This is a genomic window from Bacillus sp. JFL15, from assembly GCF_001184225.1.
Taxonomy (GTDB): domain Bacteria; phylum Bacillota; class Bacilli; order Bacillales; family Bacillaceae; genus Bacillus; species Bacillus siamensis.
The window spans coordinates 1,492,586-1,513,438 of record NZ_KQ236689.1 but is presented as its reverse complement, the minus strand read 5'-3'; the positions used below and the strand labels follow the sequence as shown (position 1 = coordinate 1,513,438).

Below are 20,853 nucleotides of genomic sequence, written 5' to 3'. Positions count from 1 at the left end.
TTCATTTCATCCGGTCCAGACCGAATTTTTTCAGGCGGTATTGCAGGCTTTGTCTGCTGATTCCGAGCTCGTTTGCCGTTTTGGATATGTTATTGCCGTGTTTTCTCAGGGTCTTTTCGATCATATATTTTTCGAAGTTCTCCATTTTATCTTTTAAATCAGTGCCGGGCTGGGTGCTTGCGGCGGCTTTGGCGTCCGTGTCAGCCGGTTTGATTTTCATGCGGTACTGATAAGGAAGGTGGGCCGCCGTAATCGTCGTTTCATCCGTCATAAAGTTCATGGCGCCTTCAATCATATGTTCAAGCTCGCGAATGTTGCCCGGCCAGTCATATTCCAGGAAGAATTGCTGTACATCGTCACTGATCGAATCGACATGCATTTGGAACAGGTGATTGTTTTTCTGGATAAAGACTTCGGCCAGAGGCAGAATGTCTTCTTTGCGCTCCCGGAGCGGCGGAATAATCAGCGTGACAACGCTTAATCGGTAGTATAAATCTTTGCGCAGCCGCTCTTCTGAAATGGCGGTGATCGGGTCTTCATTCATCGTGGCGATGATGCGGACGTCGATCGGTTTGTCCTGCGCTGATCCGATGCGCCTGATTTTCTTTTCCTGAAGGGCGCGGAGCAGCTTTGCCTGCAGGCTGAGATTGAGAGAATTGATCTCATCAAGGAGAAGGGTGCCTCCCTGCGCCTGCTCGAATAAGCCCGGCTGGTCGATGGCTCCGGTAAAGGCGCCTTTTTTCGTGCCGAATAAAATACTTTCGACCAGACTGTCCGGCAGGGCGGCGCAGTTTTGTGATATGAACGGGGCGCCTGAGCGCTGGCTGCCGTTGTGAATGCTTTGGGCGAACAGTTCCTTGCCCGTTCCCGTCTCACCGGCCAAAAGCACGGATGATGAGGTGCGGGTTGCCCGTTTCGCGTTTTCGATGACTTCCCGGATAACCGGGCTGCTGCCGAGAATGCTGTCAAACGTGTAGCTGTTTTGTTCTTTTCTGTGCATATTCTCCCTGATCAGCCGTTCGAGCTTGGTGACGTCTTTGGCGATCTCCACGGCGCCTTTGATCTCGCCGTTTTGCACAATCGGGAAGGTGTGGTTGATCGTCGTGATTTCCTGGCCTTTGTTATTGAAATAGCTTTGCTTTACATTTTTAATCGTTTTGCCTTCCTGAAGGGCTTGGACGAGTGTGCTGTCCTGCTGACTGGAAAACATAAATACATCAGTCAGGTTTTTATGCAGGACGTCCCGTTCATCCATATCTTCAATCTGCATCATTTTCTTATTGTAAATGACGGTGCTGCCCTTTTCGTCCACCACATGCAGCCCGACATCAATCTCTTCCAGAATGCTTTGTAACACGAGTGTGAAAAATTCGCTGGTTGTGTACAGGTCAATTCCCCCTCCCAATCGTCGTAACATTCATTATTTTAAAATAAATTGATTATGAAACGCAAAAAAATGTTGCGCTCGGCTGATATTTTAAAATAAATGGTAATTAAGGTAATAAAACCATTGACTTTTTTAGGGAAATGGTTGATATTTAGATATATACTTAAATATCTAAATCATGTATGTATGAGAGGGGGAACATTCTTGAATAAAGCATTTAAAGCACTAGCCGATCCTACAAGGAGAAGAATTTTGGATTTATTAAAAAAACAAGATATGACAGCTGGAGAAATTGCGGAGCACTTCGAAATGTCAAAACCCAGTATTTCTCATCACCTTAACATATTGAAAAATACTGATCTGGTTCACGATGAGAGGAAAGGCCAATTCATTATGTACTCATTAAATACCACTGTATTACAGGATCTTATAGGCTGGTTCTTTTCTTTGGCTGATTCAGAACATGATAATAAGAAAGGCGGGGAATCATGAAAAAATATCTCTTTTCGGCAGGAATCATTGTTTTAACTGTTTTAACATGGGTTTTCACATATTCATCTTTACCGGACATTTTGGCGACACACTGGGGATTAAACGGAAGTGCAAATGGTTACCAAACGAAAGCTAATGCGATGATGATGCTTATTGGCATAATGATGATTCTATATATTTTAATGGCTATCATCCCTAAGATTGATCCTAAAAATAACTACAACACATTTATCCGGCCATATATGGCTATATTTAATACAATGTTTGCGGTTCTGTTTGTCATTAATCTGATGACCATCTTGACCGGACTGGGATATGATCTCCCTATATCTTATTTAGGAAACTTTATAGTGGGAGTCATTTTCATTGTGTTTGGAAACTTTATTCAGATCGTTAAGCCTAATTTCTTTTTGGGGATAAGAACGCCTTGGACGCTGAGCAGTGAAAGAGTTTGGAAGGATACACACAGGGTCAGTTCGAAAATTTTTGTCTTAGCGGGCATTATCATGATGCTTGCAGCTTTTTTGCCGCCAGTGTATAGAGTGTCAGTCATTTTCATTGCCGCAATCGGCTGTATCATATTATCCTTACTATATTCTTACATTGTATATCAGAGACAATTGAATAAATAACGGTTGAATGGGAGCAATCTAATTGGATTGCTCCTATTTTGTCAGCGGGAAACGCAAAAAAATTTTGCGCTTGGCTGAAGTTTGCACGCAAACTGCCGGAAAATTTTGCAGGAAGAGAAAGAATGCTGGCGAAATATCCCGTTTTTTCGGATTGGCACGGAACTTGCTTTATAAAAAGGGAAAGCAAGATCTTATGTTGAATGATATACAAAACAAGGGGGAATCAGATTATGTCAGCTTTCACAAAATCTCAAGAGATTATCAGCCAAACTTCACATTACGGTGCGAACAACTACCATCCTCTTCCGATCGTTATTTCTGAAGCGCAGGGTGTTTGGGTAAAAGACCCTGAAGGCAATCAATATATGGATATGCTCAGTGCTTATTCTGCCGTGAACCAGGGACACAGACATCCGAAGATTATTCAGGCGCTGAAGGATCAGGCGGATAAAATCACTTTGACGTCACGCGCGTTCCATAACGATCAGCTCGGCCCGTTTTATGAGAAAACAGCCAAGCTGACGGGAAAAGATATGATTCTGCCGATGAATACGGGGGCGGAAGCTGTTGAATCCGCTGTCAAAGCGGCGAGACGCTGGGCATATGAGGTCAAAGGAGTAGAAGATAATCAGGCGGAAATCATTGCGTGTATCGGCAACTTCCACGGCAGAACGATGCTTGCGGTATCCCTTTCTTCAGAAGATGAGTATAAACGCGGTTTCGGGCCTATGCTTCCGGGTATAAAATTAATTCCATACGGAGACGCGGAAGCGCTGCGCCGGGCGATTACGCCGAACACAGCCGCTTTCTTATTCGAACCGATTCAGGGAGAAGCGGGCATCGTCATTCCGCCGGAAGGATTTTTACAAGAAGCGGCCGCTATTTGTAAGGAAGAAAATGTGCTCCTGATTGCTGATGAAATTCAGACGGGACTCGGCCGGACAGGGAAAACATTCGCGGTTGACTGGGAAAATATCGTACCGGATATGTTTATCTTGGGCAAAGCACTCGGCGGCGGCGTTTTCCCGATTTCGTGCATCGCGGCGAACCGTGATATTCTCGGCGTGTTTAATCCGGGTTCCCACGGCTCGACATTCGGCGGAAACCCGCTCGCTTGCGCGGTATCGCTCGCATCTCTTGAAGTCCTTGAGGAAGAAGGACTGGCAGAGCGTTCCCTTCAGCTTGGCCGGTATTTTAAAGAAGAGCTTGAGAAAATCGATAACCCGATCATAAAAGACGTGCGCGGACGCGGCCTGTTTATCGGCGTCGAACTGACTGAAGCGGCCCGCCCGTACTGTGAAAAGCTGAAAGGCGAAGGGCTTTTATGCAAAGAAACACATGATACCGTGATCCGTTTTGCACCGCCGTTAATGATTTCCAAGGAAGACTTGGACTGGGCGGTCCAAAAGATCACAAACGTGCTTCAAAACGCGTAAAAACTTGATGTGGAAACGCTTTCCCTCAGCTTGTATGGAATTAACAAATAAAAAATTCAGCACACTCTATTTGCGCGGCGACAGTATTTTAGTATAATGTATCTTTATGTACGAAAATGAATTTCATATAACTTTCATATACAAATAGAGGCTCTTTGGACAGCAAATCGGTTTCAAAGCACCGGCTTGGTTCCAATACAAGTTGCTGAAGGGGTGCAGAATAGTGAATACAAATCAAAAAGAGAATCAGCTTCAGCGCACAATGAAATCGCGCCATTTGTTTATGATTTCATTGGGCGGAGTAATCGGCACCGGGTTTTTCCTGAGTACCGGATATACAATCAACCAGGCGGGACCGCTGGGCGCGGTTCTGTCTTATCTGGTCGGCGGTTTTATTATGTTTTTGACAATGCTCTGCTTAGGCGAGCTTGCGGTTGCCCTTCCCGTTTCAGGGTCGTTTCAGACGTACGCCACCAAATTTATCAGCCCCGCTTTCGGTTTCGCATTCGGCTGGCTGTACTGGCTCGGCTGGGCGGTGACATGCGCCATTGAGTTTTTATCTGCGGGACAATTGATGCTCCGCTGGTTTCCGCATGTTCCCGTATGGGTGTGGTGCCTCGTGTTTGTCGGGCTGATGTTTCTTTTGAACGCCATTACCACAAAAGCGTTCGCTGAGTCGGAATTTTGGTTTTCCGGCATTAAAATTTTAGTCATTCTGCTGTTTATTATTTTGGGAGGCGCCGCCATGTTCGGCCTGATCGATCTGAAACACGGCGAGCAGGCACCTTTCTTCTCTCATTTTTATGAGGATGGATTGTTTCCGAACGGCATGAAGGCGATGCTTGTTACGATGATTACCGTAAACTTCGCGTTCCAGGGAACGGAGCTGATCGGGGTTGCCGCGGGAGAAAGTGAAGACCCCGAGAAAACGATTCCGCGCTCTATCCGGCAGACGGTATGGAGAACGCTTGTCTTCTTCGTTCTCTCTATCATCGTCATTGCCGGCATGATTCCGTGGAAGCAGGCGGGAGTGGTCGAAAGCCCGTTTGTCGTGGTGTTTGAACAAATCGGAATCCCGTATGCCGCTGATATCATGAACTTTGTTATCTTAATTGCGCTGCTGTCAGTGGCCAACTCAGGCCTGTTTGCATCGACGCGTATCCTATATGCCATGGCGAACGAAGGACAAGCTTTTAAAGCGCTCGGCAAAACAAATAAACGCGGCGTGCCGATGAACGCGCTGATTGTGACGCTGGCCGTCGCCTGCCTGTCGCTGCTGTCTAAAGTGGCAGCGCCGGAAACCGTTTATATGTTTCTTTTATCATTAGCCGGACTAAGCGCGCAGGTCGGCTGGATTACGATTTCTCTGTCGCAGCTGATGTTCAGACGGAAATACATCCGCGAAGGCGGCAAAGTGAAAGACCTTAAGTTTAAAACACCGCTGTACCCGGTGCTGCCTATTGTCGGGCTGACGTTAAATACGGTCGTTCTGATCAGTCTCGCATTTGATTCAGAACAGCGGCTCGCCCTTTATTGCGGCATCCCGTTCATGGCGGTGTGCGTTATCGTCTATCATCTGTATGTAAAAAAGCATAAACAGTCAGAAAAACAGATAGAGCTTTAAATCTTTTCGTGTCCAAGTCATCTTTGAGAAACCCGCACAGGACAACATACAACATGTTGAGGTGGAAAAACGGATGAACAAGAATATCTCAGTTATTGGAATGCCGATGGATTTAGGACAAGCACGACGCGGAGTGGACATGGGCCCGAGCGCCATCCGCTACGCGCATCTCATTGAACGGTTATCTGACATGGGGTATGCGGTGGAAGACTTAGGCGACATCCCCGTCAATCGTGAAAAACTCAAAAATGATGAAGAGCTGAAAAATCTGAACTCTGTGCTTTCGGGGAACGAGCAGCTCGCCCACAAGGTGGACAGCGTCATTGAGAATGAGCGGTTCCCACTCGTCTTGGGCGGCGATCACAGCATCGCGATCGGAACGCTGACAGGAACGGCCAAGCACTATAAACAGCTCGGCGTCATCTGGTACGATGCGCACGGCGATTTAAACACGCTGGAAACATCGCCGTCAGGCAATATTCACGGAATGCCGCTGGCCGTCAGCCTCGGCGTCGGGCACGACACATTGGTGAACCTGGGCGGCTATGCCCCGAAAATCAAGCCGGAAAACGTCGTCATCATCGGCGCGAGATCGCTTGACGAAGGCGAGCGTGAATACATTAAGGAAACAGGCATGAAGGTCTATACGATGCATGAGATTGACCGCCTCGGCATGACGAAGGTTATTGAAGAAACCATTGACTACCTGTCAGACTGTGACGGCGTTCACCTCAGCCTTGATCTCGACGGCCTCGATCCGAGCGACGCGCCCGGCGTAGGGACGCCTGTCGTCGGCGGCATCAGCTACCGTGAAAGCCATTTGGCAATGGAAATGCTGCATGATGCCGACATTATCACCTCAGCTGAATTTGTCGAAGTCAACCCGATTCTCGATCACAAAAACAAAACCGGCAAAACAGCGGTTGAGCTGGTGGAATCTTTGTTGGGAAAAAAACTATTATAAAATATGCGCCTCCGCACCTGCGGAGGTTTTTTTGTTGCCACGAGGAAACTAGCAGGCTGTCACCCTCTTTTTGACCCTGTAAATATGATATATTTATTACACAAAATGGGAAAGGGAGGTGTCCTGACAGATGGCTGAGGTGATGGCCCACGAAACTGTTGCGAAAAAAATCAGTGACTGGTATGAAGAAATCAAAAAGCACAACACCGAATCGGCTGAGGCATTAAGAGAACAACTGCTTACAGATCTGCAAAATATGACACAAAATCAAACGGTGCTCCTTTATTTTAATTTAATTGATTCCCGCTATAAGCTTTTGATGGAAGAGTATGAGAAAACAGACGGCATTTTAAAAACGATCCAGCTGACCGCCGATAAAGAAAAAACAGACCAGATGATTCAATACTATTATTACTTTTTTTCCGGAATGCACGAGTTTTACCAAAAACGGTTCATGAACGCCATTAATTTTTACCGGATTGCTGAAAGCAGGCTCCGGCACATACCGAATGAGATTGAAAGAGCCGAGTTTAATTATCAAGTGGCGATTGCCTATTATGAAATCCGCCAAAACTACTTTGCGATGAACCATGCGGAAAAAGCATTAGAGATCTACAAAGCGAACGAAATGTACGCGGTCAGAGAAGCACAGTGTTTAATGGTGATCGGCTGTAACAGAATGGACCTGTTTCACTACCAGAAAGCTGAAGAGCTCCTGCAGACGGCAGTCCATCAAGCCGCCAAAGCGGGCGATCCGCACATTGAAGCGCTTGCCCACTTTAACGCAGGCATTTGCTATGAAAGACAGGAGAAATTGGAGGAGGCGCGAGTCGAATTTGAAATGGCTCTCGATCAAAAGGAGCATTTGCGATCAGCGTATTCGGTGCGGAGTCTGTACATGCTGGCCAGAGTATTATTGAAGCAGGAACAGACGGATGAGGGCCGGTTTTGGCTGCATAAAGCGCTGAATGCCGCAGAAGACAAAAACGAGCCCGTATATACCCAAAAGCTGCGCATCTTACAGCATGTATTTATTGACCACAGTGAAGAAGCGCTTGAATCAGCTTTCGCCGAGTTAAGAAGGAAAGAGCTGTGGAGTGACGTTTCCGATTTATCGTATCAAGCCGCAACGCATTTTAAAAAACAGGAGAATTACAAACTGGCGGCGAAGTATTTTCAGGAATCAATTGATGCCAATGACCAAATTTTGAGATTGACGGAGGGGATTCGTAATGAAAACATGTAAATTCATTGTACTCTCAGCAGCTTTAGCAAGTCTCATTTCGATTGGATTATTTGCGCAAACTGGTTCAACGGCACAAGCCGAACAAATCATAAAACCGGCGGAAAACGGAGCCTTCGGATAATACTTCATGAACCGCTTTCAGTCTGTGTTTTGTAAGGAGTGATTCAATGGCTATCACGCTGCAGCCGATGACAGGACAAGAATTTCAGTCCTATCTCGCTCATTCAACAAAGCATTACGCTGAAGATAAGGTAAAAGCAGGAACGTGGCTGCCTGATGAAGCGCCGGAATTAGCGGAGCTGGCGTTTGAAGACCTGCTTCCTGACGGCCTGGAAACGGCCGATCACTATTTATGGACGCTGACATTAGACGGTAAGGAAAATGCCGGCTGGCTTTGGCTGCACGCCGATCCGGATCACCCGCAGCACGACGCATTTATTTATGATTTCGGCCTTCATCCGCCCTTCCGCGGCAAAGGCTATGCAAAAGAGGCACTCGCAAGGCTGGAGGACAAAGCCAAAGATCTGGGTGTCCGCAAGATTTCTCTCCATGTATTCGCTCATAACGAAACGGCGCGGAAGCTGTATGAGAAGACGGGATTCCTGGAGACCGATGTGATTATGAGCAAAAAGCTGTCATGAAAAGAGGCCCGCACGATGGGCCTCTTTTGTTATTCATTTCCCGGGCAATGGCGGTAAGTTTTTGGACGGGCTCCGTATTGGCAGCTAAATGAAATCGCGGCGTTTCATCGGCATCAAGCTGATCCGCCTTTACCGAGCTCACGGCAGGGGGACGCCTCTGATCAGCCGTCCTCCTTCATGGCGCCGACGGTCTCTTCAATCGTCACCCGCGGATCAACCTATGCAGATCATAAAGGTGCTTTTCCGACAAGCTCTTTATTCGATCCTATCCACATTGATCACCCCCCCGAGATGAACGGCATGACTCACTCTGGCTGCCGTAGTCCTTCCTGCATGCCCATGCACCCTAACCTCAATGAGGAAACCGCAACGACCCGATTGTTATGTATTTGATAAAAGACGATTATGCATATTTTTTACTATTGTTATAAAATTTTTAAAAATCTGTAAATTTTATATTTTTTTATCGCAATTCCGTCATATAATGCAAATGTGGAAAAATTATACTTTGAGAAAAGAGGCGAAGTAATATGTGTAAAAAGCTGTTCAAAGCTGTCCTCCCGTTTGCCCTGTCGTTCACCATGGTTCTGTCGTTCTCCGGTACGAATGTCAAAGCGAAAGAAACAGAAGCAGCCCGCTACGCAAAAGAAATCGCAGAGCTTCAGCAGGGCACAACCCCGCAAGACGTTCTCCGATCCGCCAAAGAGCTTGCCGAGCAGAAGCACGTTTCAACAGAAGCGGTTCTCAAGCAGTTTCATCAAGAAATCACAGCAGATAAGGTGCAAGGAAATGTAATCGCTTCCAAAGACGGACTCTCTGCAATGGGCGGATCATCAGGCACAAAAAAACTTCCGAAAAGCACAAAAGGCAATATTTATTACACGAACTCATACACGGCTTTTTACAACCACGGGCATGTCGGCATGTATTCATCCGCTGATAAAATTGTCGAATCCGTGCCGGGAGACGGCGTCCGCCAGATTGCTTATAACGGAAGAGAAGTCGAAGACAATTCAATCGTCCAGACCGTGAAAGTCACTGATGCCCAAAAACAAGCCGCCGCTGACTGGGCTGTATCAAGAGTGGGTGATGAATACTCCTTCAACTTCGTCAATAACAGAAATACGGGCCATGAAGGCGCCAAAAACTGCTCAAAACTGCTGTGGTCGGCATTTCTTTTAAAAGCCGGAATCGATATTGACTCTAACGGCGGCTTAGGCGTATATCCGCGCGACATCACAAGCTCGTCTTACACGGCCACGATTCTGACCATTCGCTAAGGAGAACAACGTGAAAAAAATCATCTGGATACCCTTAGTGCTCATCCTTGCCGCAGCGGTCTTATGCTTCTTCTATTTCCGCACGGAAGAGCCTGCGGAGGTTGATAGGGAAACATTAAATGACCCTGATTTTCTGAAAAATAAAGAAGCGCTGCTGTATTTCTCCACTGCGGCTGACCAAGACACGTTCGGCGGCGGAAAAAGCTATGCCCTCTTCGCCGATAAAAAGGGGCGGCTCTCTTCTTATCAAATGAAGGGGCTTGAGCTCGGATCGGCCAAAGTGCATGACGGCAGCGTGCTGCTGGAGGACAAAAAAGGAATCTACACCGTTCAAAATGGTCTTCACACATATAAAAGAACGTATCAGCATACGGGAGACAGCGCGGGATATATCGAACGGACGAAAGGCTTTTACACGCTGTACAATTCGGGCTACGACAAGAGCGGCGGCAGCTACCGCTCAGAGCTGTACCGCCAGATTGACGGCAGGTGGAAGCAAAACGTCATCCCGCACTATATCCGCGCCTCAGGCTATTTTAAAGATCATCTTTTCGCGCTCACGCCGACAGATGACGAAAAAGGCTATCACATACAAGACATTCAGGCCGATAAAGAAAAGCTCCATACAAAATCCATCGCGACATGGACGTATAAAGAAGGCACGTCAGTCGAATCCCAGCTCGCCGCGGACGACGGCGCCGTCTGCTTTGTCACCAGAGGGGAAAAAGCAGAACACATCTACCAAATGGTGAAAGTTATGAGAAAGAGCGGCACTATCAAAACATATGACATCGCCGCTTATAAAAATGACGAACAGACGATCTATGACTCCATGCCGTTCAGCTTCAAAAAAAGCTTTTTCATGGAGCAGCATAGCTTCTATTTCGTTGACGGCTTCGGAACCGTCTACCGCATCAACCCTGAGACCGGGAAAAGCAAAAAGGCCTTCACCCTCCCCGCATCACGAATGAAGGCCGACTTCAAAGACCTGACGCATCAAAACGGAAAGCTGTATCTGTTCACATACAGCTACAAAAAGCCCGCCAAAATTGAATCCTTCGACCTGAAAACAGGCAAAAAACTAAACGACCGGACCATCCCCAGCCTGAAAGACATCATCACGCCGAAAAGCCATCTCAAGCTGTATGATGTGCAGGTGATGGATGGGTTTTGAGAAGGAAAAGCAGTCATCATAATGAAAATATAAACTTTGGATTATATAAACAAAAAACCCTTTTATTGGTTTACTTGTACTCATTTCAGGATATAGAGTAGTAGACTGAATAAAAGGAGGATATATAGTGAAAAAACGTTTCAAATGGTTTGTGGGAGTAGTTATTTTTGTTTTTATGTTCAGTTTTTCAGGTGTGACAGAAGCTATTAGTACAAAGACAATAAAGGATGAAATCACATGCCCTGTCTGTGATAAAACGATTAAGTCTGAAGGCAGTAAAAAAGACAGACAAAAAGCTTTGGATATCGTCAAAGACAGAGATGATTTGGATATGGATAAAACAGAAGTCTTTGTAACTGTTTTAAATAATAAAGATCATAAGATTGCATTGGTTCATTATGAAGACCAGCAAAATCATTCATTTGCGCAGAGGTATATTAATTTAAACACTAAGCAAATCGTTTTATCAGTAGAGGGTATAGGAAAATGGGACAAAGAAAAAAAAGAAGGAAACTTCAAATTAAGAGTTGGAGATAAAGAAATTATTAATGAAGATTTTAATCAAGATGGATTAAAAGGCAAGGGGAATAATGCTTTATTGAACTCTGTCAAAAAAGCATCTCCGGCAAAATCAAAATTGGAGTCCTGTAACGATTTAGTCACAAAAATGCTGGGGCTGGGATCCAGTATTGCTTGTGCAGGTGCTTGTATGGCTGTCGGAGGTGCTGTCGGCGCAGTAGTGTGCTCGCCCTTATGTTTAGCAATTGAAAATGGAGTTGGCGAAGCAGGTGCTAAAGAAATTTGCGAACAATTCTTTGGTTGAAATATGCAGATTTGAAAAGAGCTTGCCGCTTTTGGTAAGCTTTTTATAATGAAACGTTACTGCAAGAAAGAAGGTGTTCATTTGAAATCATTCAGTCTCTTCTTATTGTTGTCCGTCATTTGTATAACCATTGTTTTTGTCATAATGAATATGTTGATTGGATACCCTGATGTGAGCAACGGAACATTGATTATGATTGTATATATCGTTGTGACTCTCATAATCAGGCTATATAACAAGAAAAAAACCGACCGAACATAGAAATAGAGGAATTTGCACCGTAAAAGCAGAAGACAGTCAGATGAAGGAGGGAGCCGATGAAGAAAAAGCTTGCCGCGGTGACTGTAACCATTCTCCTGGTTTCCGTGATAACCAACTCTTTTTTAAACGGCGGAAAGCCGGACTGGATTGATGTATGCTGTACGCTGCTGGCGTGTCTATTAGGAATTCTGTTCGTCCTTCGCTTAGAAAAAAGAGAAAACACGTAAAGAGCCGGATGCTGCAAACGCCGGCTCTTTTTGCGCGTGATTTGCCGAATTGTGGATAAAACTCAGCCCGAAGCACTACTAACATGTGTATAAATAGGTTATATTGAGAAGAGAACAATTGCCGCGCGCAAAAGAAAACCGGAGGATGTAACAATGAAAACCGCTTATTATTCTTGTGAAGAACATATCGAAACTGTGCTGGACATGTACATAGATGATCATGAGCTTCCGCCCGAAATCAGAAAAATCGAACATACTAACAGTTTATCCACAGCCTGTGAATTATGTGGGGACACTGCAACATATCTAGTAGGGAACGAATGATCCTACACAAAATACAGAAAAGATATCCACAATTGTGGACAATATATTTCTAAAGTGGGGATGACCTGTGAATATCAATATTGTGACCATCGGAAAACTAAAAGAAAAATACCTCAAGCAAGGCATTGAAGAATACAAAAAACGACTCTCAGCCTACGCAAAAATCGACATCATCGAACTCCCGGACGAAAAAGCTCCGGAAAACCTGAGCGACCAAGACATGAAAATCGTCAAAGACAAAGAAGGCGAACGCATCCTGGCCAAAATCAGCCCGGACAGCCACGTCATCGCTCTCGCCATCGAAGGAAAAATGAAAACATCCGAAGAACTGGCCGATACAATAGATGAGCTGGCGACTTATGGAAAAAGCAAAATCACCTTCGTCATCGGCGGCTCACTCGGCCTAAGCGATGCCGTCATGAAACGCGCAGACGACAAACTGTCATTTTCGAAGATGACCTTTCCTCATCAGTTGATGCGTCTCATACTTGTAGAGCAGATTTATCGGGCGTTTCGGATTAATCGTGGGGAGCCTTATCATAAGTGAGTGGTTTTTGATTATCAAAGAAATTATTTATTTTGAGATGTTAAAATAATAGTAAGAAATTTTCTGTGAATCAGGTTTAATCAAAACCAAAGATTGTTGATACAATAATCTTTGGCTTTTTTGTGGTAAAATTAACAACTATAGGAAAGAGAGGGATGTGTTTGTGAAATTAGTTAAACTAACTCTTGAGAATTATAGAAGTTTTGGTCCTGAACCAACTAGTATAAATATTTCGGATTTAACAGCTCTAATTGGTACGAATAGTGCTGGAAAAACTACTGTACTAAGCGCCATTTTAAAATTGTTTGGCGAAAGCACCAATATTAAAAGATCGGATTTTCACTTGTTAAATAATCAAACTCCTGAAGAAGTTGAAAGTAATTACTTTAAACTCGAAGCAAAGTTTGAGTTTTTTAAAGAAAACGGTGACCCTGATGACTATGGAATTCCCATCTACTTTGAAAATTTCATAGTTTCAGAAGAGGGTGGTAATCCTTATATTAGAATCCAATTACATGCAACATGGCAAAAAAGCAATGACCCTGAAGGAAGCGTTGACTATCGTTATTACTATATTCAGTGCTCTGAAGGTGAAAATTCCGAGGAACATTTAAAACCTATTAATGCGCATGATAAATCTAAAATTAAAGTAATTTATGTTCCTGCTGCTAGAAATCCATCAGAGCAGCTAAAAAACGCTTCAGGAACCATATTGTGGCGAATTATCAAGCAAATTAATTGGAAAGAAAGTGACAAGGAAGCTATTAAAGAAAAAATTAATTTATTAGATACTCAAGTAGCTAATCAACAGGGGATTTCAACCGTAAAATCAATAATTGCAGATCAATGGAAAAATTACCATAATGACCAAAGATACAGCAATGCAAATATCAAATTCGGAAGTAACAATTTAGAAAGTATATTAAAAAAGTTAGACGTTGAATTTACCCCATCTCATACGGAAAAGGCATTTAAGGTTTCTGATTTAGGAGACGGACTAAAATCTTTATTTTATTTAACCTTAATTGATTCTTTATTAGAGTTAGAAAACAAAGCGATTGAAGAAATTAGTTCGGAAGTTACGGAAGAAAGTAGAATATTAAATATAGATCCACCAGCGATAACTATAGTATTAGTAGAAGAACCTGAGAATCATGTTAGCCCTCATTTGTTGGGAAAAGTAATAAAAAATCTTAAGAGTTTAGGAGATAAACCTAATGCTCAAATAATTATAACTTCTCATAGCCCTTCTATTATAAAAAGAATAGATCCAATTCAAATTAGGCATTTAAGAATAGAAAAGAATAATAGTAAAACTGTTGTAAAAGAGGTGTTATTACCGCCTAAGGATGATGAAGCATTTAAATTTGTTAAAGAAGCTGTAAAAGCCTATCCTGAGCTCTATTTTTCATCTTTAGTAATATTAGGTGAAGGTGATAGTGAAGAAATATTATTACCTAAGTTTCTTACCTTATATAACGATAATCTAGATTCAACCGGAATTTCTGTAGTTCCCTTAGGAGGAAGACATGTAAATCACTTTTGGAGATTACTAACCCAATTAGATATTCCATTTATCACGTTATTAGATTTAGATAGGGAACGAAATGGTGGTGGTTGGGGAAGAATTAAGTATGCTCTTAAGCAATTAATCGAGAATGGTGTCGACAGAAATAAATTACTGCGTTTGAAAAATGGACAAATATTAGAAAATCAATATTTAGAAAAAATGCATGAGTGGTCCTTAGATGAAAAGGGATTGGAATATTTATCATGCTGGATAAATTTGTTAAATAACTATAATGTGTACTTTTCAAATCCAATAGATATTGATTTTATGATGATAGAAAACTTTTTAGATGAGTACTTAATGATTCTTAAACACAATGAAGGCCCCCTTCTAGCAATTGATGATAAAACTAATAAAAGAATTCATAAACTTTCAGCTGCCGATAAGAATACAGCAGCATATATAGATAGAATAAACGATAGTGTTAGAAAAACATTAAAAGAAAATGGTGGCAATGGGGATACATATACAAGTGAACAGAAGGAATTAATGATTTGGTATAACTATTTCTTCTTAACAAGAGGAAAACCTGTAACACACCTTCAAGCATTAAGTCTTATTGAGGATCAGCATTTAAAAGATTCAACTCCAGATGTCATACAAAGAATTGCAGAAAAAGCGACACAGATTTTAAACCTTTAGAGTGGGGATGGATACTTTGAATGAGTTAGTTAATAGTTGGGTGCCAAATGGTGGATTGAGTCTTGAACAAAATGCTCTATCTGCTACGAAAAATCTTAAGAATTCATTAGTAGTTGCTGGACCTGGAGCTGGTAAGACAGAATTATTAGCGCAAAAAGCTTGCTTTCTTTTAGAGACTAATAGCTGTCCAAAGCCAAAACGAATATTAGCCATTAGTTTTAAAAAAGATGCTGCAGTAAATTTAAAAGAAAGAGTTAATTTAAGGGTTGCTTCAGAATTAGCTGTTCGATTCAATTCCAAAACATTCGATTCATTTGCTAAAAATATATTAGACAGCTTTATTTCTGCATTACCTATAGAATACAGACCGAATTTAAACTATAGTCTTTTCGACAAAAGTAATAATGACATTGTAAAAGCATATGCTAAATTTGGTATTTTTCAACGTAAGGGAATGAAAAGAAATGAATTTGTTAATGTATTATTAAAGCACTTAAATAGCCAACCTCTTCCTATAAAAAATGATGAGTTGTTGAAAAATGTATGGAACTACTTATTGAAAGGTAATGAAGAGAGCTCTGCAAGACTTAACTTTCCAATGATTTGCCAATTGTCTATATACATTTTAAATACCAATCCTTTGATTTTAAAATCACTACAAAAAACTTATAGTCATGTTTTTTTAGATGAATTTCAAGATACAACTACTCTTCAATATGACTTAGTTAAAACTTGCTTTATAAGTTCATCTATTTCACTCACTGCTGTAGGAGATCATAGACAAAGGATTATGGTATGGGCGGGTGCCAAGAAAGACATCTTTGAATGTTATAAAAAAGATTTTTCTGCAACGCCATATAATTTAATTATGAACCATAGATCAGCTCCTAGATTATTAGAAATACAAAAAGTTGTGAATAATTATTTGCAAGATCAACCATTTACTCCTATTCCAAATTCAAGATGGTCAACTGAAGATGGGATATCAGAAATATGGTATTTTGAAAATTCTCAAAAGGAAGCTCAAATTGTTGCAACTAAGATTAATGAACTAATCTATTCCTTAGAAACACCATATAATGAGATTTGTATTATTGTTAAACAAACTGTAGATAAATATTCTCAGGATATAATTAGTGAGTTGGAAAACTATAATATAGTAGCTAGGAATGAAACTTTATTTCAGGATTTACTAAAAGAAGAATTAATAATTTTATTAATCAACACTTTAAAATCAGCAATAGACGTAAAAAACAGTGATGCTTGGATAAAAATATGGGACATCAAGATGGAATTAGCAGGAGTAAAAGGTTCCATAATAAATCAAACAATCAATCACCTTTTATTTGACTTCAAGATGTTTTTAAATAAGGTCAAAGATGAATTAGATAAACTTAGTGAACTAGAAGGATTTAGAAAAATCCTCCTAGACATTATGGATTATTATAGGGTAGATAAAATTAGAAAATTCTATCCTCAATATTCACAGGGAGAATATCTTAATCAAGTACGAGATAGCCTAGTAGATTATTTATTTGCCTTTTATCAAAAAACAGGGAGTTGGAAAGAAGCAATTGATAGTTTCGAGGGGCGCTTTTCTATTCCTATTATGACAATCCATAAAAGTAAGGGTCTAGAATATGAAGCAGTATTTTTTGTAGGGCTTGATGACAACGCATTTTGGACTTATTCAAACCAAGAAGAAGAAGACACTTGTACGTTCTTTGTAGGCTTATCTAGAGCTAAGAAATATCTTTATTTTACTTTTTCAAAACTTAGAGATAATGATTTTTGTCAAAATACGAACATATCACCACTTTATGATATGTTAAGAGCATCCAAAACAGTAGACGAATTGACCTTTTAATAATTTAAAACCTTGATACCGATAAACCTCATTTAGATGCATTAAGGGGAGCCTTATCATAAGTGAGTGAGGTTTTATAATTGATTAAAGAAAAAACAAATTATAAGTTGTGCCTTTTGATACAAACTAAGCAGATGTCTAGTTGAAATCTAATTTTGTCAATGAAAAACTCTTCATTTTAAAAATGAAATACACAAATGCAACATATAATTCAAGTTTTCTATATATAGATAATGACGGGGGATAGTATGAACGGAAGGAAAGACATTTTAAATGCTTGGATTACGATAGAGCAACTATCAGAAGGTTCTATTAATAAAAAAGATAAAGCTCTAAAGCCTTTACATACAGTGGAGAAGGACTGGAGTAAGTTTTTTTTAGACTTTTTAACTAAACAAAAAGAACAGCAAAGTGTATCAGATAAGTTCTTCAAGAAGTCGGGCTTAGTATTATATTTTGATATATTCAATTTTCAAGAGATTGTTGACATATTGAGGGAGAAATATAAGATCGCTAAAACCTACGAAGAAGTTAGTAACTCTGACAAATTCACCTTCTCTGTATATTTTGATAACCAGTTAAATTTTATAGCAGACAAATTGTTCTATACGATGAGCGGTTATATCCGCCGACATGGCGATTTACCGAAAGATATTTTAGAAGTTGAAAACTCATTTAGAGAAGACTTGAACAGGAAATTTAATGAGGATTTTAATACCGCATTTTCTGAACTCTTACAAAATTATAATGTTACTACAGAAAATTTCCGCTATGCATTTGTGAAAAACTTGGATAATGGAGATGTGAATCTACATTCGTTCTTTATTGGAGATCTGAACAAGGCAAAGACAATCACTAATAAAAATTTGGATAGATATTTTAATGGCTATTCTGGATACAGAAAAAATTTAGATGGTAAAAAAGAATCGACTCATTTTAATCCACATATTTTTGAGATGATTTTGCAACCTAAATTTTATCCTTTGGGACGTTTCCCAAGTAATCCCGATTTTGCGCTTTCATTTATGCAACAGGTTGCGGTAAATCTTGCTTTAAATGATGAAAATGATATTCGTAGTGTCAATGGGCCGCCGGGAACAGGGAAAACAACACTGTTAAAAGATATTTTTGCTGATTTAGTAGTACAACAGGCAGCGGAAATCTCACAGCTGTCTGATAAAAATATTCAAGGTAGTCTAGTTTATTGGCAGAGTGCTAAACTTGGTGTTTTACCACATTCCATTTCAGATAAGAACATGATTGTAGCAAGTTCAAACAATGGGGCAGTCCAAAACATTGTTAAGGAGCTACCAAAGAAAGAGAAGATTGCTGACGATTTTCAAAAGCAACTAGAGGAAGCGAATTATTTTAAAGATATCTCTAATTCTAAATTAACCGGTGAAGGTTTCGGAAAGAATCGCAAGATAAAAAGTGAGCTTTTAAATGAGGATAATTGGGGTACATTTTCGTTGGAAGGCGGAGCATCATCAAACATTAACAAGTTACTTTTAACTATCGAAGTAATTGAAAAGGATCTAGAAGAAAATTATGAAGCGAATACAGATGTAAGTGTATATCAAGAATTCTCACGTCTCTATGATGAATTAAAAACTGAAAGAGAAAAAATTCAAGAATATAGCGAGAAAATGTATTCTCTTCAAAAATTTAAAACCAAGCATAAGGAGCAAACCCTTGCTTTTGAACAAGAAGTAACAGAGAAACGAGCAAATTTGATTTCACAGGAGGAAGAAGCGCAGCGTGAACTTGAAAGGCTGAGACAAGAAAGCGTAAATCTCCAAAAAAAGTTATCGGATTGTTCCATTGAAAACAAAAATTTGAATGATTTACAAGCTCAAGCTGAACGGAATTATGATGTAGTTACTTCACAAAAGCCAAGTTTTTTATGGTTCCAGAAAATATTTAATAAATCAAAAGTTGAGCAGTATTTCAAAAATCTCAATAATACGAATGCCCATTTAAATCATCTTTCTCAACAAAAGACTAAATTGTTAAATGAGCGCATGAAATTCGAAAATGCACTAAAGGTAAATGCTGTTAAAATCGAAAATACTCGGCAACAAATTCAGGACACAAAAGCTGATTTCGAACAATGGATCACTACTCAACAAAATAATTTTAAGAAATTGGAACAAGAAATTGCGTTATTGGAAAAACTCAAATTTCAAAGTGGAATAGAAGAACTAGATTTCTCACTATCATATGATGAACTTCAAAAGTCTAATCCATGGTTTACCAAGCGCTTTCGTATTTTACAATCAGAATTATTTATTTCAGCCTTAAAGGTTAGAAAGCAATTCCTGTATGAAAACAGAAAGAATTTGAAAGCGGCAAGAATTATTTGGAATAAACAGTCCGAATACATTGGAAAAGAGAATGGACATCAGTTAATTTCAGAATCATGGCAATGGTTGAATTTCGCTATCCCTGTTGTCAGTACTACTTTTGCCAGCTTTGGCAGGATGTTTAAAAACCTTAATGAAAACTCAATAGGTAACTTATTCATAGATGAGGCAGGTCAAGCACTACCGCAGGCAAGTGTTGGCGCAATTTTTAGAAGTAAAAAGGTTATGGTGGTTGGGGATCCATCACAAATAAAACCAGTATTGACGTTAGATTCAAATGTTCTGACATTGATTGGAAGATATTATAAAGTTGATGAAAAATTTGTCTCTGCTGATGCTTCTACTCAAACGATTGTGGATGCTGCAAGTCAGTATGGTTTTCAAAAAAATGAGGATGAATGGATTGGCATACCACTTTGGGTGCACAGACGTTCAAATTATCCGATGTTTACGATTTCAAATGAAATCTCGTATGATGGGTTGATGGTACAAGGTAAATCAGAAGATGAGTCACAAGGAAAATCACAATGGTATGATTCAACCGGAAAAGCAAATGACAAATTTGTTAAAGAACAAGCTGACTTACTGAAAAGTCTGATTGATAATCGTTTGCAGGAAAATCCAGACTTAGCTGAAGAAATCTATGTTATATCTCCATTTAGAAATGTGGCTTATAAACTTGCACAAGTTTTAGATAAAATTAACTTTACGAAACGCGAAAATGGGAAAAAAACAAACATCGGAACTGTCCATACTTTTCAAGGAAAAGAAGCAAAAATTGTCTATTTTGTTCTTGGAGCGGACACTAATAGCAGTGGAGCAGCAAGATGGGCTGTTTCTGATCCAAATATGATGAATGTTGCAGCTACACGAGCTAAAGAAGAATTTTATGTTATTGGCGATAAGAAATTGTATGCCTCACTTGGAAGTGAAGTGGCAAATAAAACAATTTCGATTATTGAAGACTATAACAGGTAATCAGCGGTAGTATTCTAGTGAAATGTAACTGGCCTAAAGTCCTTAAAATACCCTTTTTATAGTGATATAGAAAAGTTCGGAGAAACGTATTGTAGTCATCTGCCAAATTAAAATGAAATGGAAATATCATTTTTAATACTAACTAAGAATAGAATAAACTCTATTGTTGAACCGCTTTAAATCATAAAGGTAAACATACATTTTTAATAATCGTGAGTCCGATCATTACTGTATTGCTGTTTAAGATTCATCTTAAGATTAAATAGGATTATTTTTTCGTTTAAACTAAACTTCCGCTCAAACATAATGTTCAAAACCTAAGCTTCCTTTACCTGCTCTCAAGGTACAATAGAGAATAATAGCCTGGTTTCTGCT

18 protein-coding genes are annotated in these 20,853 nt (G+C 40.5%); 17 read left to right on the top strand and 1 reads right to left on the bottom strand.

Annotated features, from left to right (window positions below; genetic code table 11):
* Position 1 precedes the first annotated feature (1 nt).
* On the bottom strand, positions 2-1,387 hold the full coding sequence (locus AD710_RS07555) for a sigma-54 interaction domain-containing protein (protein WP_156187186.1): 1,386 nt from the start codon (positions 1,385-1,387) through the stop codon (positions 2-4).
* Positions 1,388-1,591: 204 nt separating this feature from the next.
* Here AD710_RS07555 and AD710_RS07550 point away from each other — a divergent pair, with 204 nt between their 5' ends.
* The 17 genes from AD710_RS07550 to AD710_RS07475 all read left to right on the top strand — a co-directional run bounded on the left by AD710_RS07550 (position 1,592) and on the right by AD710_RS07475 (position 20,478).
* Positions 1,592-1,879, top strand: a complete 288-nt coding sequence (locus AD710_RS07550; RefSeq protein WP_047477365.1) for an autorepressor SdpR family transcription factor — start codon at positions 1,592-1,594, stop codon at positions 1,877-1,879.
* Positions 1,876-2,511 carry an SdpI family protein gene (locus AD710_RS07545; protein WP_049627710.1) on the top strand — a complete coding sequence of 212 codons (636 nt, stop codon included), beginning with the start codon at positions 1,876-1,878 and terminating at the stop codon, positions 2,509-2,511. The genes AD710_RS07550 and AD710_RS07545 overlap by 4 nt, the downstream gene beginning before the upstream one ends.
* Before the next feature lie 230 nt (positions 2,512-2,741).
* Complete coding sequence (locus tag AD710_RS07540) at positions 2,742-3,947, top strand: ornithine--oxo-acid transaminase (RefSeq protein ID WP_047477367.1); 1,206 nt, start codon at positions 2,742-2,744, stop codon at positions 3,945-3,947.
* A gap of 223 nt (positions 3,948-4,170) precedes the next feature.
* Entirely contained in the window at positions 4,171-5,571 is a 1,401-nt protein-coding gene (locus AD710_RS07535) for an amino acid permease (protein ID WP_016937380.1), read from the top strand.
* Between the two features lie 73 nt (positions 5,572-5,644).
* Positions 5,645-6,535: an arginase gene (rocF, locus tag AD710_RS07530; RefSeq protein WP_016937381.1), complete on the top strand. Its 891-nt coding sequence runs from the start codon at positions 5,645-5,647 to the stop codon at positions 6,533-6,535.
* A gap of 130 nt (positions 6,536-6,665) precedes the next feature.
* Positions 6,666-7,781, top strand: coding sequence for a response regulator aspartate phosphatase (locus AD710_RS07525; RefSeq protein ID WP_016937382.1), 1,116 nt, complete (start codon positions 6,666-6,668; stop codon positions 7,779-7,781).
* Positions 7,768-7,902, top strand: a complete 135-nt coding sequence (locus tag AD710_RS20195) for a hypothetical protein (protein WP_007407881.1) — start codon at positions 7,768-7,770, stop codon at positions 7,900-7,902. Before AD710_RS07525 ends, AD710_RS20195 begins: the two co-directional genes overlap by 14 nt.
* A gap of 46 nt (positions 7,903-7,948) precedes the next feature.
* Entirely contained in the window at positions 7,949-8,422 is a 474-nt protein-coding gene (locus tag AD710_RS07520) for a GNAT family N-acetyltransferase (protein ID WP_016937383.1), read from the top strand.
* A 530-nt stretch (positions 8,423-8,952) separates the two neighbouring features.
* The gene (locus tag AD710_RS07515) at positions 8,953-9,702 is read left to right on the top strand and encodes a YiiX/YebB-like N1pC/P60 family cysteine hydrolase (protein WP_049627709.1); all 750 of its coding nucleotides are present in this window, start codon (positions 8,953-8,955) and stop codon (positions 9,700-9,702) included.
* Between the two features lie 10 nt (positions 9,703-9,712).
* Positions 9,713-10,876: a hypothetical protein gene (locus AD710_RS07510; protein ID WP_049627708.1), complete on the top strand. Its 1,164-nt coding sequence runs from the start codon at positions 9,713-9,715 to the stop codon at positions 10,874-10,876.
* A 127-nt stretch (positions 10,877-11,003) separates the two neighbouring features.
* Entirely contained in the window at positions 11,004-11,699 is a 696-nt protein-coding gene (locus AD710_RS07505; RefSeq protein WP_047477381.1) for a hypothetical protein, read from the top strand.
* Between the two features lie 317 nt (positions 11,700-12,016).
* On the top strand, positions 12,017-12,187 hold the full coding sequence (locus AD710_RS19810; protein ID WP_004393146.1) for a hypothetical protein: 171 nt from the start codon (positions 12,017-12,019) through the stop codon (positions 12,185-12,187).
* Positions 12,188-12,340: 153 nt separating this feature from the next.
* Complete coding sequence (locus tag AD710_RS19035) at positions 12,341-12,511, top strand: CxxH/CxxC protein (protein WP_004393147.1); 171 nt, start codon at positions 12,341-12,343, stop codon at positions 12,509-12,511.
* 67 nt (positions 12,512-12,578) lie between these two features.
* Positions 12,579-13,058, top strand: coding sequence for a 23S rRNA (pseudouridine(1915)-N(3))-methyltransferase RlmH (rlmH, locus tag AD710_RS07495; RefSeq protein ID WP_049627706.1), 480 nt, complete (start codon positions 12,579-12,581; stop codon positions 13,056-13,058).
* Positions 13,059-13,221: 163 nt separating this feature from the next.
* Positions 13,222-15,270, top strand: a complete 2,049-nt coding sequence (locus tag AD710_RS07490; protein ID WP_049627705.1) for an ATP-dependent nuclease — start codon at positions 13,222-13,224, stop codon at positions 15,268-15,270.
* 7 nt (positions 15,271-15,277) lie between these two features.
* On the top strand, positions 15,278-17,137 hold the full coding sequence (locus AD710_RS07485) for a UvrD-helicase domain-containing protein (protein WP_082197866.1): 1,860 nt from the start codon (positions 15,278-15,280) through the stop codon (positions 17,135-17,137).
* 248 nt (positions 17,138-17,385) lie between these two features.
* Positions 17,386-20,478, top strand: coding sequence for an AAA domain-containing protein (locus tag AD710_RS07475; protein ID WP_197083930.1), 3,093 nt, complete (start codon positions 17,386-17,388; stop codon positions 20,476-20,478).
* The last annotated feature ends 375 nt before the right edge of the window (positions 20,479-20,853 follow it).

Coding starts and splice junctions, on each gene's coding strand:
- AD710_RS07545 (WP_049627710.1), top strand. CDS start 1,876: ATGAAAAAATATCTCTTTTCGGCAGGAATCATTGTTTTAACTGTTTTA.
- AD710_RS07540 (WP_047477367.1), top strand. CDS start 2,742: ATGTCAGCTTTCACAAAATCTCAAGAGATTATCAGCCAAACTTCACAT.
- rocF (WP_016937381.1), top strand. CDS start 5,645: ATGAACAAGAATATCTCAGTTATTGGAATGCCGATGGATTTAGGACAA.
- AD710_RS07525 (WP_016937382.1), top strand. CDS start 6,666: ATGGCTGAGGTGATGGCCCACGAAACTGTTGCGAAAAAAATCAGTGAC.
- AD710_RS20195 (WP_007407881.1), top strand. CDS start 7,768: ATGAAAACATGTAAATTCATTGTACTCTCAGCAGCTTTAGCAAGTCTC.
- AD710_RS07520 (WP_016937383.1), top strand. CDS start 7,949: ATGGCTATCACGCTGCAGCCGATGACAGGACAAGAATTTCAGTCCTAT.
- AD710_RS07515 (WP_049627709.1), top strand. CDS start 8,953: ATGTGTAAAAAGCTGTTCAAAGCTGTCCTCCCGTTTGCCCTGTCGTTC.
- AD710_RS19810 (WP_004393146.1), top strand. CDS start 12,017: ATGAAGAAAAAGCTTGCCGCGGTGACTGTAACCATTCTCCTGGTTTCC.
- AD710_RS19035 (WP_004393147.1), top strand. CDS start 12,341: ATGAAAACCGCTTATTATTCTTGTGAAGAACATATCGAAACTGTGCTG.
- AD710_RS07485 (WP_082197866.1), top strand. CDS start 15,278: ATGGATACTTTGAATGAGTTAGTTAATAGTTGGGTGCCAAATGGTGGA.
- AD710_RS07475 (WP_197083930.1), top strand. CDS start 17,386: ATGAACGGAAGGAAAGACATTTTAAATGCTTGGATTACGATAGAGCAA.